We start from the raw sequence: 13,129 nt of genomic DNA on the forward strand, positions 1-13,129 counted from the left end.
GTCGCTCGGTGCGTGGATCAGACCGTGCCGGACTTGGCGATGGAAACCTTGGCGCTGGTGGCGCCGCCACGGGAGCCGTAGCTCTCGATCTTCTTGACGACGTCCATGCCCTCGACGACCTCGCCGAAGACGACGTGCTTGCCGTCGAGCCAGTCGGTGACGATGGTGGTGATGAAGAACTGCGAGCCGTTGGTGTTGCGGCCGGCGTTCGCCATCGACAGCAGGCCCGGCTTGGTGTGCTTGAGCTGGAAGTTCTCGTCCTCGAACTTCTCGCCGTAGATGGACTTGCCACCGGTGCCGTTACCGGCGGTGAAGTCACCGCCCTGCAGCATGAACTCGGGGATCACACGGTGGAAGTGCGAGCCCTCGTAACCGAAGCCGTGCTGGCCGGTGGCCAGCTCACGGAAGTTCTGGGCCGTCTTCGGGACGACCTCGTCGAACAGCTTGAAGACGATCCGGCCGGCCGGCTCGTCGTTGATGGTGATGTCGAAGAAAACGTTGTCACTCATGGACACCATCCTCACATCCCCGGCACAGTGATCGCTCCCGATCCCACCCGTACACCCCGGTTCGGACGGATATCCTCCGCAGGACCCTCACGTCCCCGGCTTGCGACCCCACACCTCGACGAGGGTGCCCTTACGGGTGACGGACCACAGGTGCGCCGCGTCGTGGATGGTCAGGTTGACGCAGCCGTACGAGCCGGGTCCGCGGTGCACGTTCCCGTAGATCCCGTGCAGCGCCTCGCCGCCGCTGAAGAACTGGCTGTAGGGCATCGGCGAGTCGTACTCGGTGGACCAGTGGTGCAGATGCCGCCAGTAGATCCGGAACCGCCCGGTCCGCGTGATGTTCCCGCGCCGTCCGCTCCGCACGGTGACGGGCGCGAACACCACCGACTTCCCCTTCATCACCCACATCCGCTGCGCGCTCAGGTCCACGCAGACGACGGGGTTCTGCCCGTCGGCCCGGCAGTGCCGCAGCTCCGTGGCGCTGAGCCGCACCGCCCGCCTGCTCGCCGCCTCCGCGCCGGGCGCCCACAGGGCCCCGAGCACCAGCACGACGAGAACCAGGACGACGGCCATGACTGAACGTTTCTTCATGAAGCTCAACGGTCGCCAGCCGGAGTGGAACCGAACCACCGTCGCACAGTTCTTCATCCCATCGGATCAGCGGCTCAACCGGATGACCACGCTCCCCGCCCACTGCTACATTGCCGCGGCCCGATCACCGGTAAGCGGAGGCCGTATCCATGAGCGGGACCGTCAGAAGCAAGGCCACAGCCACCCCGGCTCCGCCTCCGGCGCCCACCGCCGGCAAGATCACCGCGGGCGTGATCACGGCCCTGATCTCCATGGTCCTGTGCGCCGCCGCCTACGCGGGCGTCATCGCCACCACCCGGACGGTCTACGGATGGATCGGGCTGATCATCGGCGGCGCCATCGGCTCGGCGGTCCACCGCCGCGGCTGCGGCGGCGCGGTGACCTCGACGGTCAGCGCCGTCTGCTCCCTGGCCGCCACGTTCCTCGGCCAGTACGTGGGCTTCACCCTGCTGGCCGCGCACGATCTCGGCCTCGACCCGGTCGACATCCTGCTCCACCACAGCGGTGCCGCCCTGACGCTGTGGCAGGACCAACTCGGCTTCGTCAACCTGATGGGCCTGGTCCTCGCGCCCGTCCTCGGCGCCGTCTTCCCCAACATCGGGGACACACCCAAGCGCCTGTGAACACCCCGGCCGCACGGGGTCACACCGGCCACGCGTCCCCGCGCACGCGGGCGTGCAGATGCTCGTCGTGCCAGCCGTCCTCGTGCAGCAACGCGCCGCGCATCGTCCCCTCATAGGCGAAACCGGCCCGCTCGGCGACCCGGCAGGACGCGGGGTTCGCCACCGAATGCGTCAGCCGCAAGCGCTGGAGCCCGAGCTCCTCCACTGCCCACCGGCTCACCTCGACCAACGCCTCGGTCCCCAACCCGGTCCCCCGCCCGGCCGGCAGCAGCCAGTACAGGACCTCGGCGCTGCCGCCGACCAGATCGACGTCCGCCCACCCGATCAGTCCCACCGGCCGCTCGGCCCCGGCCGCGACGACCGCCCAGATCGCCGCCTCCTCGCTCCGCCACCTCCGCCGCCACCGCGCGATCCGCTCGCGCGCGTCCGCCTCGGTCACTCCACGCCCGGGGCGGCTCCACCGCTGGATCCCGGGGTCCAGTGCCGCCTCGACGATCGCCGCTTCGTCCCCCTCCTGCCACGGTCGCAGCAACGCGCCCGAAGGCAGTGGCCGCACAGGCTGCTCACCTGCGGCCATCCGCCCGGCGGGCACGACGGGAGGTACGGAGGGAATCATCGTCGCAGCCTAGTCACGAGACGACTGCGGCAGTGCACGAAGCGTGCGAAGGGCTAGTACGTTCGGGGAGGCCCGGCGCCCGGACCGATGGGCGCTCAGGCATCCATCAGACTTCCCGAGGAGGCGTTCGTGCACGCAAGAAGGACCGGTCGGTGGCTGACCGTGGGAGCGTTGGCGAGCGCCGCGGCGCTCGCCTTCACCGGGGTCGCCTGGGCCGGGGGCGTGCTTCCGAACGGGACAGCCGTCTCGTCGACGGTCGCCCAGGGCTACAACTACCCGACGTCGTACAGCTACTGGTCGGTGTCGGCGGTCCAGCCGTCCTCCGGCGCGAACTTCGGGCTGAACGTGCTGAACGTGGGGGGCGGCCTCGCCGGCAGCAGCAACGTGGGCACGGACAGGACCAACTTCGTCGCGGTGGACTCGAACTCGGGCACCGAGCCGTTCGGCACCTGGTACCCGCAGGTCGTCCAGCACACCGCGGGCTCGTACTGGGTCGAGGCGCAGTACGGCGCGAAGATCACCACCATCCCCACTCCGACCCACCACGGCACGACCGGCGCGGGCGACCCCGACATCGCCTTCTCCGTGCTCAACGGCAACCAGGTGACGTCGATCTCGGACATCTACCTGACGGCGGGTGAGTCCTTCTGGGCCTCCACCCCGGTCGCGGCGCAGGAGCTGTACCTGCTGGAAGCCACCCCGGGCCAGTCCTCCACCTACGTGCAGGGCCGCAGCACGGCCGCGGCCGGCCAGAGCACGAAGGTGGTCGACAACTGCACCCTCTACACGGCCAAGCAGACCGGCTGGCACGCTCTCGTCCTGGTCGGCGACTCCCCCCTGACGGGCAACTCGCAGGCGGGCATCGCCTTCGGCATCCACCAGTACGACCCGACCCAGCCGACCTACTGCCCCATGGCGAACTTCCCGGCCGCGACGCCCTGAGCCCCGGCGCCGCCGGCGCGTGGTGGCCGTTCCGCCCCGCCAGGACTTCCTGACCGGTGTTCGGCAGTCGTCCCCGCAACGGCTGAAGGCCCTCCCTGATCGAATCCGGGAGGGCCGCTCAACCGGTGCGCCCGGCGCGGGCCGAAGCCGCTCGTGCCGTCGCCACGACTCCGAGCACGAGGGCGGCCACGAGCGCGGCCAGCCCCGCACAGATCACCGGATTCACCCACCAGGACACGAGTTCGGTGCCGACTCCGTCCGAGGTCACGCATTGCGCACTCACCGGCAGCACATGCCGGGACACGATGTGGTCGCCCGGAACACCCTTCAGCGCGCAGACCTTGTCCGGCCCTTCCCACACGCCCCCGGCGAAGAACCCCCAACCGTAGGCGGCGGACGCGGCCGCGGCCGCCATCACCGCGATCAGCGCGCACGTCAGCACGCCGGGCAGGCGCAGGCCGCCGACGGCCCTGCCCGACGCCCGGATCCTGATCCACCGGACCAGCAGGGCGATCCCCGCAAGACCGAACACCAGCGGGCCGACGAAGGGCGCGAGCAACAAGGCCACCAGCGCGAACTCCCCCATGGTGGCTCAGACGGGGCGCAGCTCACACCGGTTCCCCCGCTCCGGCGCCCGCACCCTCATGGAACCCCGCGGCGCGCGCCGGAATGCCAGAAGCCCCGGCCGTCAGATTCGGTCGGGGCTTCTGTGCTGGTGCGCTCGGCAGGATTCGAACCTGCAACCTTTTGATCCGTAGCTCTTGCCAGATCGGTCATCTACGGACAACTACGTCTCGTCTATGCCGCCCGTGGGCGCCCAAGACCACGCACGGACAGCCCCGTTGCGGTACGCCACTGCTGTACCGCGGGCCGTATCAACGAGAACGGAACGTCCGCTCGTAGATGACAAGGAACGGCGCTACGTAGCCCGAAGCCTCCGTCACCTTCGCCTGATGCGTGCAGACGAGCAGCACTCCCGCCGCCAACGCGAGCGCGTACACCACCGCACTCAGCACGGAGGGGCCAGCGTCTGACCTGTCTCCCTGGACGTTCCCTTGACGGTCTTCCATAATGACTCTGGTCCTCTCACGCGTATGAGAAAAAGGGCCGGTGGGGTCGCCTGTTCCCGCAGGCGGCCTCACGCCATTTGACTGCCCTGAGCCTTGCGCCATTGAGATTAGGGCTTCGGCCCTAACATCAGCAAATTGCCTGCTTAAAGGCCCCTCTTGTAGCTACAAGCTCTCCAACGCCGACAATCCGGCACCGCCTCAGAATCAGCCAAGCGAAGCGCAGATCAGCAGGTGCGGAGGTGCGCAGGTGCTGATGACTTCCGCGTACCCGAAGCTCACACCAGCCGCATCGGGCCGAGCACCCGCGCGGGAAACAGCAGGTAGATACCCGCATGGGACGCTGGCTGTGGCGCCGCCACGCCACCATCAGCTGCGCCACAAGCCATACTACTGATCTCTGCGTCGGGCAGTCGTCCGTCTTATTGCTCCGGAGTTTCGAGCCACTGAATCGCTACCAGTTCTCAGCTACCAGTTCCCCGCTACCGCTTCTGTCGAAGTGATTCGAGATGTATTTTCTTCCACTCCAACGGTGCTTGGATCACGTTATTTTCGAGTGGCTACACGACTGCTCATTCGCGCGAGTTTCCGCGCACTCCAACCGCTGCTAGCTCCGGCGAATTTTTCACTCCACCACCGCAGCTCACCGCCACGAGTTTCCGCGCAGTCCAACGGCTGCTGGTTCCGAGATTTCTTCCACCCACCTACGACACACGTCGCGATGCGAGCCCACTCCTCCTACCTACTCCAGCAGGCCTGACGTCGTGCTCGTGTAGCCCTTGCCGTCAGGCCCGGTGACTGTAACGTTCTGACGTTCCGCTGGAGCCCTAGGACTGGTGCCGGTCCGTGACTAGTCCGGATCTTGGAGAACCGGAGCCAGGCCTTCAGTAGGATGACCGGCCTGACGCGCTTCGGCCTGCAAAGGGGTGCCATGGGTCTGTTCGGTTCCAAAAGATCTGCGTCAACATCGAGCAGTCCCACGCCCGCCGGCGTACGGCTGAAGGCAGAGTGGACACAAGGACATCCGCCCCAGTTGCGCACCTTCCTAGTTGCGCTTCAAGGAAGATATGAGGCGGTCCTTACAGCCGGCGCAGTCAAGACGGAAGTGACGGCTGACTTCTGGGGTGCGGTCCTGGAGGCTGGGGCCTACCACCACGGCTCACTCCCGGCCGCTGCCAACCTGAGTGACACGCCCCGCGCCCTGCTTGGCCGCCTCGACTACCAGCGGAACATCCTCGCCGCCTTGACCGAGTTCGCCTCGTATTGGGGAGTTCCCGGAGCACTGGTTCAGGCATGTTTGGACGCTGAGGAGTTGAACAAGCACACAGCCGCATTGCACGCGTCGGCAGAGGATCAGTTCGACTGGCAGCGAACGGTACCTGCCGCGTTCGCCTGCTCACTGATTCCAAGGGACCGCTCAGGGCGAGGTGCCACCGGACTGCTCGGCACGCATCAAGGGCGGTTCACCTTCGATACCGACACTGTCAGTGCCCGGTCGGTGTTCACCGCTATGGACGTTGAGTTCGCCACCCAGCACGAGGACGGCGGCGATGTGCTCTGGTTCCACACCAACGGCAAGATGGGGAGATGGGAACGCGCTGAGTGCTTCAGCCCCCGACTGATCTCCAACTTGGTGCTTGAGGGCGCTGGTGTAGAGCTGCGCGAGTGATCCCCAGCGGGCTGCCGCTCGGGCTGAGTGGGGTGGTTTCTCCTCGATCGGGCAGCTCTGCCGAGCCGGGGTTCTCCCAGGGCCGCCGGGCTCACCGTGTGACCCTTGGGCTTGGCCTGGCGGCCCTGGGAGGTTCCCGGTACGCCTCCGGTGCTCGGTCGGGGAGGAGCCACCCCGCGCCCCACCCCCTCCCACCGCCGACCCGCACTCTTCGCTGCCGGCTGACTCCTTGAGAGGGCCGGGGTTTGAGGCAGAGCCCCAAGGCGTCTGCGAGGCCGGTGGTGATGGCGACGGCTGGGGAGAAAGGGCGTCATGTTCCCGGAGCGGGTTCCCCGTCGTGACTGAGCGCCTACCGCCGAAACTGCCCCGGTCCCGCCCCGGTCCGACCGGTGCCCTGGACGCACCCCGTACCCGTTCCGGCGGTGGGTGCTTGAAGCAAATCGTCGGTGAGCTCAGCCATGCAGCCCCGGACTGTTGATCCCCCTTGTCCTTCTCTGTCCGAGGGGGAGGCCACCGCCGGCGCGCGCTCGCCCGTACTTAAGGCCTGAGGGCGGGCGGGCATCGGCGGATGGCCGACGCCCGCGAAGCAGTGTGAATGTCCAGACCGTGAGGTCGCCGATCAGTTATTCGCTCTGCCCGTGTGTCCGTGGTAGCTGCTGCGGGACTCGTCCCGCGTCGATTCCTTGCTCTTCCATCCCCTGCGGTTGGTGGAGCGCGGACGTGCAGGAGCGACCGGGGAGAGGGCGCCGATCGGGCCGGGGCGGGACCGGGGCAGTCATCCTGAGGTGCTGGGCCTGTCCTGGAAGGCGATCGACTTCGAGACCGGGGAGCTGTACGTCGGGGAACAGCTTCAGCGCGCCGGCCGTGAACTGCTCCGCCGCGAGACCAAGACGGAGGACTCGGAGGACTACCTCCCGTTGCCCGCCGTCTGCCTGACCGCGCTGCGGCTGCGCAAGCTCCAGCAGGACCGCGCCAAGAAGGAGGCCGCGGACGCCTGGCAGGACCCGCAGGATCTGGTGTTCACCACGCGGTACGGGACTCCGATCGAGCCGGGCAACCTGACCCGGATGTTCCCCGCTCGCTCCCGCCGTGCCGGCCTGCGCGAGATCCGGCTCCATGACACGCGTCACACCTGCGGCTCGCTCCTCGCCGCGCTGGAGGTCCACCCCCGCGTGGCCATGAAGATCCTCCGCCACTCGCAGATCTCGATCACGATGGAGATCTACACCCACGTGACGGACGACCAGACGCGAGAGGCTCTGCGGAAGCTCGGGGATGCCCTCGGGTGAATGCGGCTGACCCCGTTGCTGTACTTCGCTGCTGTACGGCCCCTAGAAATGCCTTGAGGCCCCTTCCCGTTCGATTGGGAGGGGGCCTCTGGCCTGCTGTGCGCTCGGCAGGATTCGAACCTGCAACCTTTTGATCCGTAGGCCGGTTCACCTGCCCGAGTCGCCCAGGCTGGGACGCTCAATCACCTGAACGACCAACACAACCCCAGCAGTCAGGCAGGGCTGCGATCCGTTCCGGTGCGCCTGGGTCCAGCGACGTTGATGTCATCGGTTGATGTCAGCCGTCGCGATGGTCCCCGTGCTCTCAACTTCGGCCCGCGATGGCCCGGATCATCGCGAGTGCCTGCCGGCCGGTGCTCTGGCTGTTTCTGTGTGCTGGTGGCACCACTATGCCGATGAGCCAGATCAGCCCCAGAAACAGGACCAGCAGCGTCAGCGGCAGGCACAGGGCCACGAGCCGCAACGTGTCCGCCGTGGGAGTGGGAGCCGTACTACTCGGTGTTGCACTCGGCGGCTCGATCGGTACTGTCATGAAGCGACCTCTCTACAGACCCATGTAGTCGGTCCGAGACGGCTCCCGCGCCAACGGGGGCCGTCATTCTTTGCCCGGCCACGCCACTCAGACTCACAGCTATAAGCAACACCATCGGAGCGACAATCGAAAAGGTCGTTATCCACAGGCGGCTGTGGATAACTGGCCTGACTGCTTCAGCGTCAGTCTGACCTGCAATTTTGCCAGTTACCCGAACCTCATTTGACGAAGAACGCCGGGCACGGCACGCCATCGGCGAGGACATTCGCCCCTCGGACTTCGCCCGACGAAGCGCCGGCCCTGCTCCCTTCTGGAAGCTAGCACCCGATTCCGCCACAGAAGCGCCGGGAGCCGTTCCACAGACGACATCCAGCTAGCTCGACCGAGACCCGGGGGCCAGCTGCGGGCCGCAGCCCGAGACTTGAGCCTCGGAGCTGGGGCTTTGTCCGCCCCGCCCATCCTTGGGCACGCTCGCAGAGTCGACGAGCTGCCCTCCAGGGAACCCTTGAGATTCTTTCAACGGGTTGCACAGCCTTTCGGCTCGACGTCCCAGGTTGGCCAAAATGAACCGCCGGACCCAGACCCCCGAGCGGGTCACACGGCTTCCTTCGCTGTGGACCATGATGCTGCATCAACGTGACGCACCCTCACCCATCGCTGCGCTGCTGACAAAATGCCGGCGGGGCAATCACCCAGCGTCGCCGCATGTCGGTGACCTGCGTCAACCCCTTCAAGTGAGTGACGGGTTCCGATAACTCAGAGTCGATAATCGGTGGGTATATTTATTCGTGTCGCGACCCAGTTAGCAATGGCTTTTCTGTTTTGTCCTGTGATGCAAATCACAGGTCTAGTCGAGCGTGTAACAGTGTGTGATGGCCTGTCTATGCGGCCGCCTGCTGAGGGAGCCCAATGCCTTCGTCCACGTGGACTGGCGGAGGTTGGCTCCTCGACTCGATCGAGGAGCCATGCCTGATCCACTCCCCGGGTGCTACGCCAGAGCGTTTGCGATCAACAGCATTGAGTCCACTACAGCGGCAGCCCCGGCGTTGGCCAGGCGCACGTCCTTCCCCGGCTTGTTGGCATAGCCGATCGTTGCCACGCCGGCCGCCTCTCCCGCCTCAACATCGCGCGCTGCATCGCCAATGAAGATGCACTGTTGCGGCTTGCTGGCTTCCGCCTCCATGGCTTCAAGGAGTAGCCGCGGATTTGGCTTCATAGACGACGGATCGCCCGGAACGCGTCCGAAAATCCCTGCCACGTAACCGCTAAGGCCATGAGCTGCAAGAAAGGCCGTGATGGCCGCCGCAGAGTTGTTGCTGACTACCGAAACGGAACGCTTCGACTCGGCACAGGCGAGTAGAAGCGCACCGCTGCCGGGGGTGGGTTGGCTCATGCCTACGGCCTCGACCTCCAGTGCAGTCAGTGCCGCGTCTACGCCCGGCACGAGATCGGGCCGGCTGTCAGCGACGCGGCGCAGGAGTGCGACGGGATCGTTCTCGGTAGACCACTCCGCGGGCACGTGCTCATCCTGAGCCACCAGGTGCCCGCGGAGGCGTTCCGCGACCTCGACAGCCGACAGGCCAGCGAACACCGAACACACCGGACCATCGAAGTCGAGGAGGATGTGACGAGCAGGCCGAAGCAGTTCCGACAGAGACAGAGGAGATCCCGTCACGGCTGGCGCTCATAAGCAATGGTGGACCACACGCTGTTGAACCATGCCTGAGACTGCTGGACGTACTGCGAACCCAACGAGGCGTCATCCGGACCTGCGGAGTGGTGGAACAGCGTCGTGTCCTTCCCCGTCACGTCGTAGAAGGTGTGGGCGTCCCCCTCGACGGAAACGGTGCGCTCGCGCAGCGGATAGAAGCCGAAAAACGCCTCGGAGCTGTTCAGGATGTACAGCTTGAAGAGGCTCGCTCCCCGATGCACCCTGACCTGCACTGTTGCGGACTGGACCAACCCAAGTTCGGCCAGCACCCCCACCGAGTGGGCAATCCCGCCGGCATTGGTCAGGGCGATCCCACGGGCCCGATCCCGTAGCGCTGGTTCGTCCTTGAGGCCATCCACCAGCACCGGCACCGCCATGGGCTCGGAGGTGTCCGGCAGAAGAAGTCGGACCGCGATGGACTCAGGCGCGAGTCGACCGGAGCGGATCTTGTCCAACGGCTCCTGCATGGCGTTGTGCAGGGTCTCGCTGGAGAAGCCTGCAAAGTCGATCGTCACCTGAGGCTGTGCAAAGGCGGCCTCAAGGTGCGGACGAAGCCCAACGGGACGCTCGGTGCGCTCCCGCACGAACGAGCCGCTGCCCTGCCGCGTGACGATGAGGCCCTCGCTCCTGAGCAGCTCCAGGGCCCTGTCGATTGTGCCGCGCGCCACGCCATAGTGCTTGGCCAACTGCGGACCAGAAGGCAGCTTCTCGCCGGCTTCGAAACCCGGCTTCTTCGTGAGGATCGCTGCGCGAATCAGCGTGCTGACCTGCTGATACGGCGGACGCGGGTCATCCAGGTCAAGAGTCATGCCTACATGCTAGGGGACATGCCCAACAGACGCGAGTAACCCATGTCTCTTGACCTGCTTAGGCAGGTTGTCTATGTTGAGTATGTCGCCACCGAGAGAAGCGGTAGCGACACAGAGGGCCCTCTTTGGGCTGCTCTGACCTGCACGAACGCACGACCAGGGGCCCGGGGCAGAGCGGGCTGAGGTACCCGGCGCCTTGTCAGCCGGAGGGCACGTCGTCTGCCTGGAACGGGAGCACGCTCCCGCAATGACGACGCGCTGACCGGGCTAAATGCCGAGTCAGCGTGATCAAACGAGTGTCTTTGGTCCTCGACGTGCCCGCTTCGGCGGGACGTCGGGGGTCATGGCTGCTCGCTTGAGCGCCTATCACCCGCGGCTGACAAGGCCGTCCATCCCGGAGGGAGGCCCGCCATGGGCCTGTTCCGCCGCTCCACCAGCAGCAGCACGACCGTCGTCATCACCGGCAACGGCCAGCAGGTCAACCTGGGCCAGGTCGACGGACAGGGAATCCCGCTCACCGAGCCGACCAAGCCCAGCCGGCCCACCCGTGGCGGCAAGGTCACCCGCGACGACCGCGGCAACCAGGTCAACACCGGAACGATCACGGGCGGCATGCACAACTAGCCCGGATCCAGCACACCTTCCCGGCCCTGCGTACGCGGGGCGGCTGGTCTCCCGCCAAGGTTCACAGCCGCCCCGCTACGGGCCTTCCACCGTTCAAGGAGACAGACCCGTGAGGTACATGGTTGCAGGCCACGAGGCCGCTTCGGCGGATGAGCTCGTGGCGCTCGCGTTCGGCATCGACCGTGAGCTGTTCGCCGGCGTGCCCGGCGAGACCGCGATGGAGCGCGCGGCGCGGCTGGACGTGGCCGCCGAGGTGCTGGCCAGCCTCGACCCGGAGGCCGCGCGGTTCGCCCGTGAGCTGCTGCGCTCGGCCCCGGCGCCGCTGCGTCGGCCCATCCCGGTGCGGCACCGGGTCTACAGGACGGGGGTCGCGGCATGATGCGCCGTCAGCAGCACGCGCACCGCACCTGCGAGCACACCACCGCCCGCGGCACGGGCGACCGCCCCGGCGCCCAGTGGGTCGCCGGGATCGCCGCGGCGCTGGTGATCTGGAAGTTCCACCACTTCGGCATGCCGGCGCTCGCCGGGGCCGCGGGCGCCTACCTGCTCACCCTCATCCTGATCCACCTGGCCATCGGGGGTGCGCGCCGATGAACCGCTGGCCCAAGGTGCTCCTGGTGCTCGGCCTGCTGGCCGTGGTCGGCATGGCGTTCCGCGTCTCGTGGCACGCGCTGCGGGACGTGGCCCACGCCATCGGCGCCGACGCGACGGCGGCCGGCGTCTATCCACTGGTTGTGGACGGACTGATGGCGCTCGCGCTGATCGCCGGGCTGATCCTGCCCGCGGGGCGGGATCGGACGTTCGCCCTGCGGGTGCTGGCCGGGTACACGGTCGCGTCGCTGGTGCTGAACTACGTGCACGGCCTCGTCCCGGCGATCCAGTCGGGCGGGCGGGTGCGGTTGGCCGACTGGGCGCCCGCCAACTGGGCACTGGTGCTGCTGGCCACGTCGCTGCCGGTCGGCTCGATCTTCTTCGGGTCGGATCTGGTCGCGAAGGTGCTGCACCACAAGCCCGAGTCCGTCGAATCCGAGCAGATGCGGGTAAATCGGTCGGGGTTTGACCTGGGCGAGTCGGCCGACACTGACCCGCACCCGCCTGTCTACGTCACCCCCGACCCTGCCCCGGCCGCGCCGATCGAGGCGTCGACCCTGGCCCTGGAGCGGCCGACTGCCGCGCCGCGTCCGCGTCGGGCGACCGGCACCGTTCCGCCCGCCGCGCGAACCAAGCGCCCGACTCGCAGCATGGACGAACTTCTCATCGAGGCGCGGGCGTTGACCGTCGACTGGCCGGACGAGGCGCTGACAGCGGATCGGCTGCGGATCGAGCTGCACACCTCCGCGGCGAACGCGCGGACGCTGCGGGACGCGCTCAAGTCGGAGCGCGCCGCGAGCACCAAGCTGCACTCCGTTCCGGACCCGGACGAGGGTGACGCGGCGCCGTCCGCGGACGACTCCGACGCGGCCTAAATCTCCTGGGAGGGATCATGCGTACGGCTCAGGAACTCGCTGCCATGACCTACGAGGAGGTCTCCACCGCGCAGGTGCGATGGGAGATCAGCCTGGTTGAGGTGCAGGCGTGGTTCATCGTGTTCGACTCCGCGTCCCCCCGGACGCGACGGCTCAGGGCACTGCCGGAGTCGATCGCCCTGGCGAACGAGATCAAGGCACTGCCCCCGAACGGCGTCCGGTGAGGTTCTACGACCCGACCGGCGCCCGGTTCGGCATCCCCACCTACCCGTTCCGACTCGCCCCGGACGGCTACGCCACGCGGCGGCAGCTCCGCGCCCGGGACCTGCGCCCGGGCGGCCAGCCCGTCGCCGCACAGATCATCTGGCGCTCGCGTCGCACGCGGGGCGAGGTGCGGTGCGCCTACCTGTACCGCCTCGACCTAGCCAAACCGGTCCGGGCGATGACGCCCGCGAAGCGCGCCGCGCTCGCCGCGGCGAACCGCGCCCGCCGCACCTGCCCCGACTGCGTGCGGGACGTCGGCTACGTGATCCCGAGCTCTCTCGGATGCTGCGTGGCCTGCCACGACACCGCGGCGTTCGCCGCATAGGAACGGCGCAACCCCTTGCACATCCCGGTACTTGGCACCGGGGCGCGTGTCGCCTGCCAGCAATGACGCGCCCCGGACCGCCCAACTCGACC

At 67.5% G+C, this 13,129-nt stretch carries 17 protein-coding genes; 10 read left to right on the forward strand and 7 right to left on the reverse strand.

The features are described from left to right. Nucleotides 1–17: 17 nt before the first annotated feature. Both ABH931_RS00665 and ABH931_RS00670 read right to left on the reverse strand, forming a co-directional pair. On the reverse strand, nt 18–509 hold the full coding sequence (locus ABH931_RS00665; RefSeq protein ID WP_370108748.1) for a peptidylprolyl isomerase: 492 nt from the start codon (nt 507–509) through the stop codon (nt 18–20). Between the two features lie 87 nt (nt 510–596). Then, a complete protein-coding gene (locus ABH931_RS00670) occupies nt 597–1,100 on the reverse strand; it encodes a L,D-transpeptidase (protein WP_370108750.1) in 504 nt (167 codons plus the stop codon). A gap of 149 nt (nt 1,101–1,249) precedes the next feature. On the opposite strand from ABH931_RS00670, the gene ABH931_RS00675 reads away from it, so the two are divergent. After that, nucleotides 1,250–1,723 (forward strand): hypothetical protein, encoded by a 474-nt coding sequence (locus ABH931_RS00675; protein WP_370108752.1) that lies wholly within the window; start codon nt 1,250–1,252, stop codon nt 1,721–1,723. Between the two features lie 19 nt (nt 1,724–1,742). Here the strand turns inward: ABH931_RS00675 and ABH931_RS00680 are convergent, their stop codons facing one another. Next, the gene (locus ABH931_RS00680; protein WP_370108754.1) at nt 1,743–2,339 is read right to left on the reverse strand and encodes a GNAT family N-acetyltransferase; all 597 of its coding nucleotides are present in this window, start codon (nt 2,337–2,339) and stop codon (nt 1,743–1,745) included. A 129-nt stretch (nt 2,340–2,468) separates the two neighbouring features. On the opposite strand from ABH931_RS00680, the gene ABH931_RS00685 reads away from it, so the two are divergent. Next, nucleotides 2,469–3,281 (forward strand): hypothetical protein, encoded by an 813-nt coding sequence (locus ABH931_RS00685; RefSeq protein ID WP_370108756.1) that lies wholly within the window; start codon nt 2,469–2,471, stop codon nt 3,279–3,281. A 118-nt stretch (nt 3,282–3,399) separates the two neighbouring features. Here the strand turns inward: ABH931_RS00685 and ABH931_RS00690 are convergent, their stop codons facing one another. Beyond that, nucleotides 3,400–3,867, reverse strand: a complete 468-nt coding sequence (locus tag ABH931_RS00690; protein WP_370108758.1) for a hypothetical protein — start codon at nt 3,865–3,867, stop codon at nt 3,400–3,402. Nucleotides 3,868–5,240: 1,373 nt separating this feature from the next. Here ABH931_RS00690 and ABH931_RS00695 point away from each other — a divergent pair. Both ABH931_RS00695 and ABH931_RS00700 read left to right on the forward strand, forming a co-directional pair. Next, entirely contained in the window at nt 5,241–6,017 is a 777-nt protein-coding gene (locus ABH931_RS00695; protein WP_370108760.1) for a hypothetical protein, read from the forward strand. Between the two features lie 785 nt (nt 6,018–6,802). After that, nucleotides 6,803–7,306, forward strand: a complete 504-nt coding sequence (locus ABH931_RS00700; RefSeq protein ID WP_370108762.1) for a site-specific integrase — start codon at nt 6,803–6,805, stop codon at nt 7,304–7,306. A 304-nt stretch (nt 7,307–7,610) separates the two neighbouring features. Here the strand turns inward: ABH931_RS00700 and ABH931_RS00705 are convergent, their stop codons facing one another. The 3 genes from ABH931_RS00705 to ABH931_RS00715 form a co-directional block, all read right to left on the reverse strand. Beyond that, complete coding sequence (locus ABH931_RS00705; protein WP_370108764.1) at nt 7,611–7,838, reverse strand: hypothetical protein; 228 nt, start codon at nt 7,836–7,838, stop codon at nt 7,611–7,613. 988 nt (nt 7,839–8,826) lie between these two features. Further along, nucleotides 8,827–9,513 carry an HAD family hydrolase gene (locus ABH931_RS00710; RefSeq protein ID WP_370108765.1) on the reverse strand — a complete coding sequence of 229 codons (687 nt, stop codon included), beginning with the start codon at nt 9,511–9,513 and terminating at the stop codon, nt 8,827–8,829. Continuing rightward, nucleotides 9,510–10,358, reverse strand: a complete 849-nt coding sequence (locus ABH931_RS00715; RefSeq protein WP_370108767.1) for a GntR family transcriptional regulator — start codon at nt 10,356–10,358, stop codon at nt 9,510–9,512. Before ABH931_RS00715 ends, ABH931_RS00710 begins: the two co-directional genes overlap by 4 nt. Nucleotides 10,359–10,769: 411 nt before the next feature. On the opposite strand from ABH931_RS00715, the gene ABH931_RS00720 reads away from it, so the two are divergent. The 6 genes from ABH931_RS00720 (at nt 10,770) to ABH931_RS00745 (ending at nt 13,037) form a co-directional block, all read left to right on the forward strand. After that, entirely contained in the window at nt 10,770–10,982 is a 213-nt protein-coding gene (locus tag ABH931_RS00720; protein ID WP_370108769.1) for a hypothetical protein, read from the forward strand. 118 nt (nt 10,983–11,100) lie between these two features. Beyond that, a complete protein-coding gene (locus tag ABH931_RS00725) occupies nt 11,101–11,361 on the forward strand; it encodes a hypothetical protein (RefSeq protein ID WP_370109448.1) in 261 nt (86 codons plus the stop codon). Further along, nucleotides 11,358–11,576 carry a hypothetical protein gene (locus ABH931_RS00730; RefSeq protein ID WP_370108771.1) on the forward strand — a complete coding sequence of 73 codons (219 nt, stop codon included), beginning with the start codon at nt 11,358–11,360 and terminating at the stop codon, nt 11,574–11,576. Before ABH931_RS00725 ends, ABH931_RS00730 begins: the two co-directional genes overlap by 4 nt. Then, nucleotides 11,573–12,448 (forward strand): DUF2637 domain-containing protein, encoded by an 876-nt coding sequence (locus tag ABH931_RS00735; RefSeq protein ID WP_370108773.1) that lies wholly within the window; start codon nt 11,573–11,575, stop codon nt 12,446–12,448. The genes ABH931_RS00730 and ABH931_RS00735 overlap by 4 nt, the downstream gene beginning before the upstream one ends. 17 nt (nt 12,449–12,465) lie before the next feature. Further along, entirely contained in the window at nt 12,466–12,672 is a 207-nt protein-coding gene (locus ABH931_RS00740) for a hypothetical protein (RefSeq protein ID WP_370108775.1), read from the forward strand. After that, the gene (locus tag ABH931_RS00745; protein ID WP_370108777.1) at nt 12,669–13,037 is read left to right on the forward strand and encodes an RRQRL motif-containing zinc-binding protein; all 369 of its coding nucleotides are present in this window, start codon (nt 12,669–12,671) and stop codon (nt 13,035–13,037) included. The genes ABH931_RS00740 and ABH931_RS00745 overlap by 4 nt, the downstream gene beginning before the upstream one ends. The last annotated feature ends 92 nt before the right edge of the window (nt 13,038–13,129 follow it).

Source organism: Streptacidiphilus sp. MAP12-33 (genome assembly GCF_041261265.1).
Lineage (GTDB): Bacteria > Actinomycetota > Actinomycetes > Streptomycetales > Streptomycetaceae > Streptacidiphilus.

Coding starts and splice junctions, on each gene's coding strand:
- ABH931_RS00735 (WP_370108773.1), top strand. CDS start 11,573: ATGAACCGCTGGCCCAAGGTGCTCCTGGTGCTCGGCCTGCTGGCCGTG.
- ABH931_RS00730 (WP_370108771.1), top strand. CDS start 11,358: ATGATGCGCCGTCAGCAGCACGCGCACCGCACCTGCGAGCACACCACC.
- ABH931_RS00665 (WP_370108748.1), bottom strand. CDS start 509: ATGAGTGACAACGTTTTCTTCGACATCACCATCAACGACGAGCCGGCC.
- ABH931_RS00715 (WP_370108767.1), bottom strand. CDS start 10,358: ATGACTCTTGACCTGGATGACCCGCGTCCGCCGTATCAGCAGGTCAGC.
- ABH931_RS00690 (WP_370108758.1), bottom strand. CDS start 3,867: ATGGGGGAGTTCGCGCTGGTGGCCTTGTTGCTCGCGCCCTTCGTCGGC.
- ABH931_RS00740 (WP_370108775.1), top strand. CDS start 12,466: ATGCGTACGGCTCAGGAACTCGCTGCCATGACCTACGAGGAGGTCTCC.
- ABH931_RS00695 (WP_370108760.1), top strand. CDS start 5,241: ATGACCGGCCTGACGCGCTTCGGCCTGCAAAGGGGTGCCATGGGTCTG.
- ABH931_RS00680 (WP_370108754.1), bottom strand. CDS start 2,339: ATGATTCCCTCCGTACCTCCCGTCGTGCCCGCCGGGCGGATGGCCGCA.
- ABH931_RS00725 (WP_370109448.1), top strand. CDS start 11,101: ATGGTTGCAGGCCACGAGGCCGCTTCGGCGGATGAGCTCGTGGCGCTC.
- ABH931_RS00670 (WP_370108750.1), bottom strand. CDS start 1,100: ATGAAGAAACGTTCAGTCATGGCCGTCGTCCTGGTTCTCGTCGTGCTG.
- ABH931_RS00705 (WP_370108764.1), bottom strand. CDS start 7,838: ATGACAGTACCGATCGAGCCGCCGAGTGCAACACCGAGTAGTACGGCT.
- ABH931_RS00675 (WP_370108752.1), top strand. CDS start 1,250: ATGAGCGGGACCGTCAGAAGCAAGGCCACAGCCACCCCGGCTCCGCCT.
- ABH931_RS00720 (WP_370108769.1), top strand. CDS start 10,770: ATGGGCCTGTTCCGCCGCTCCACCAGCAGCAGCACGACCGTCGTCATC.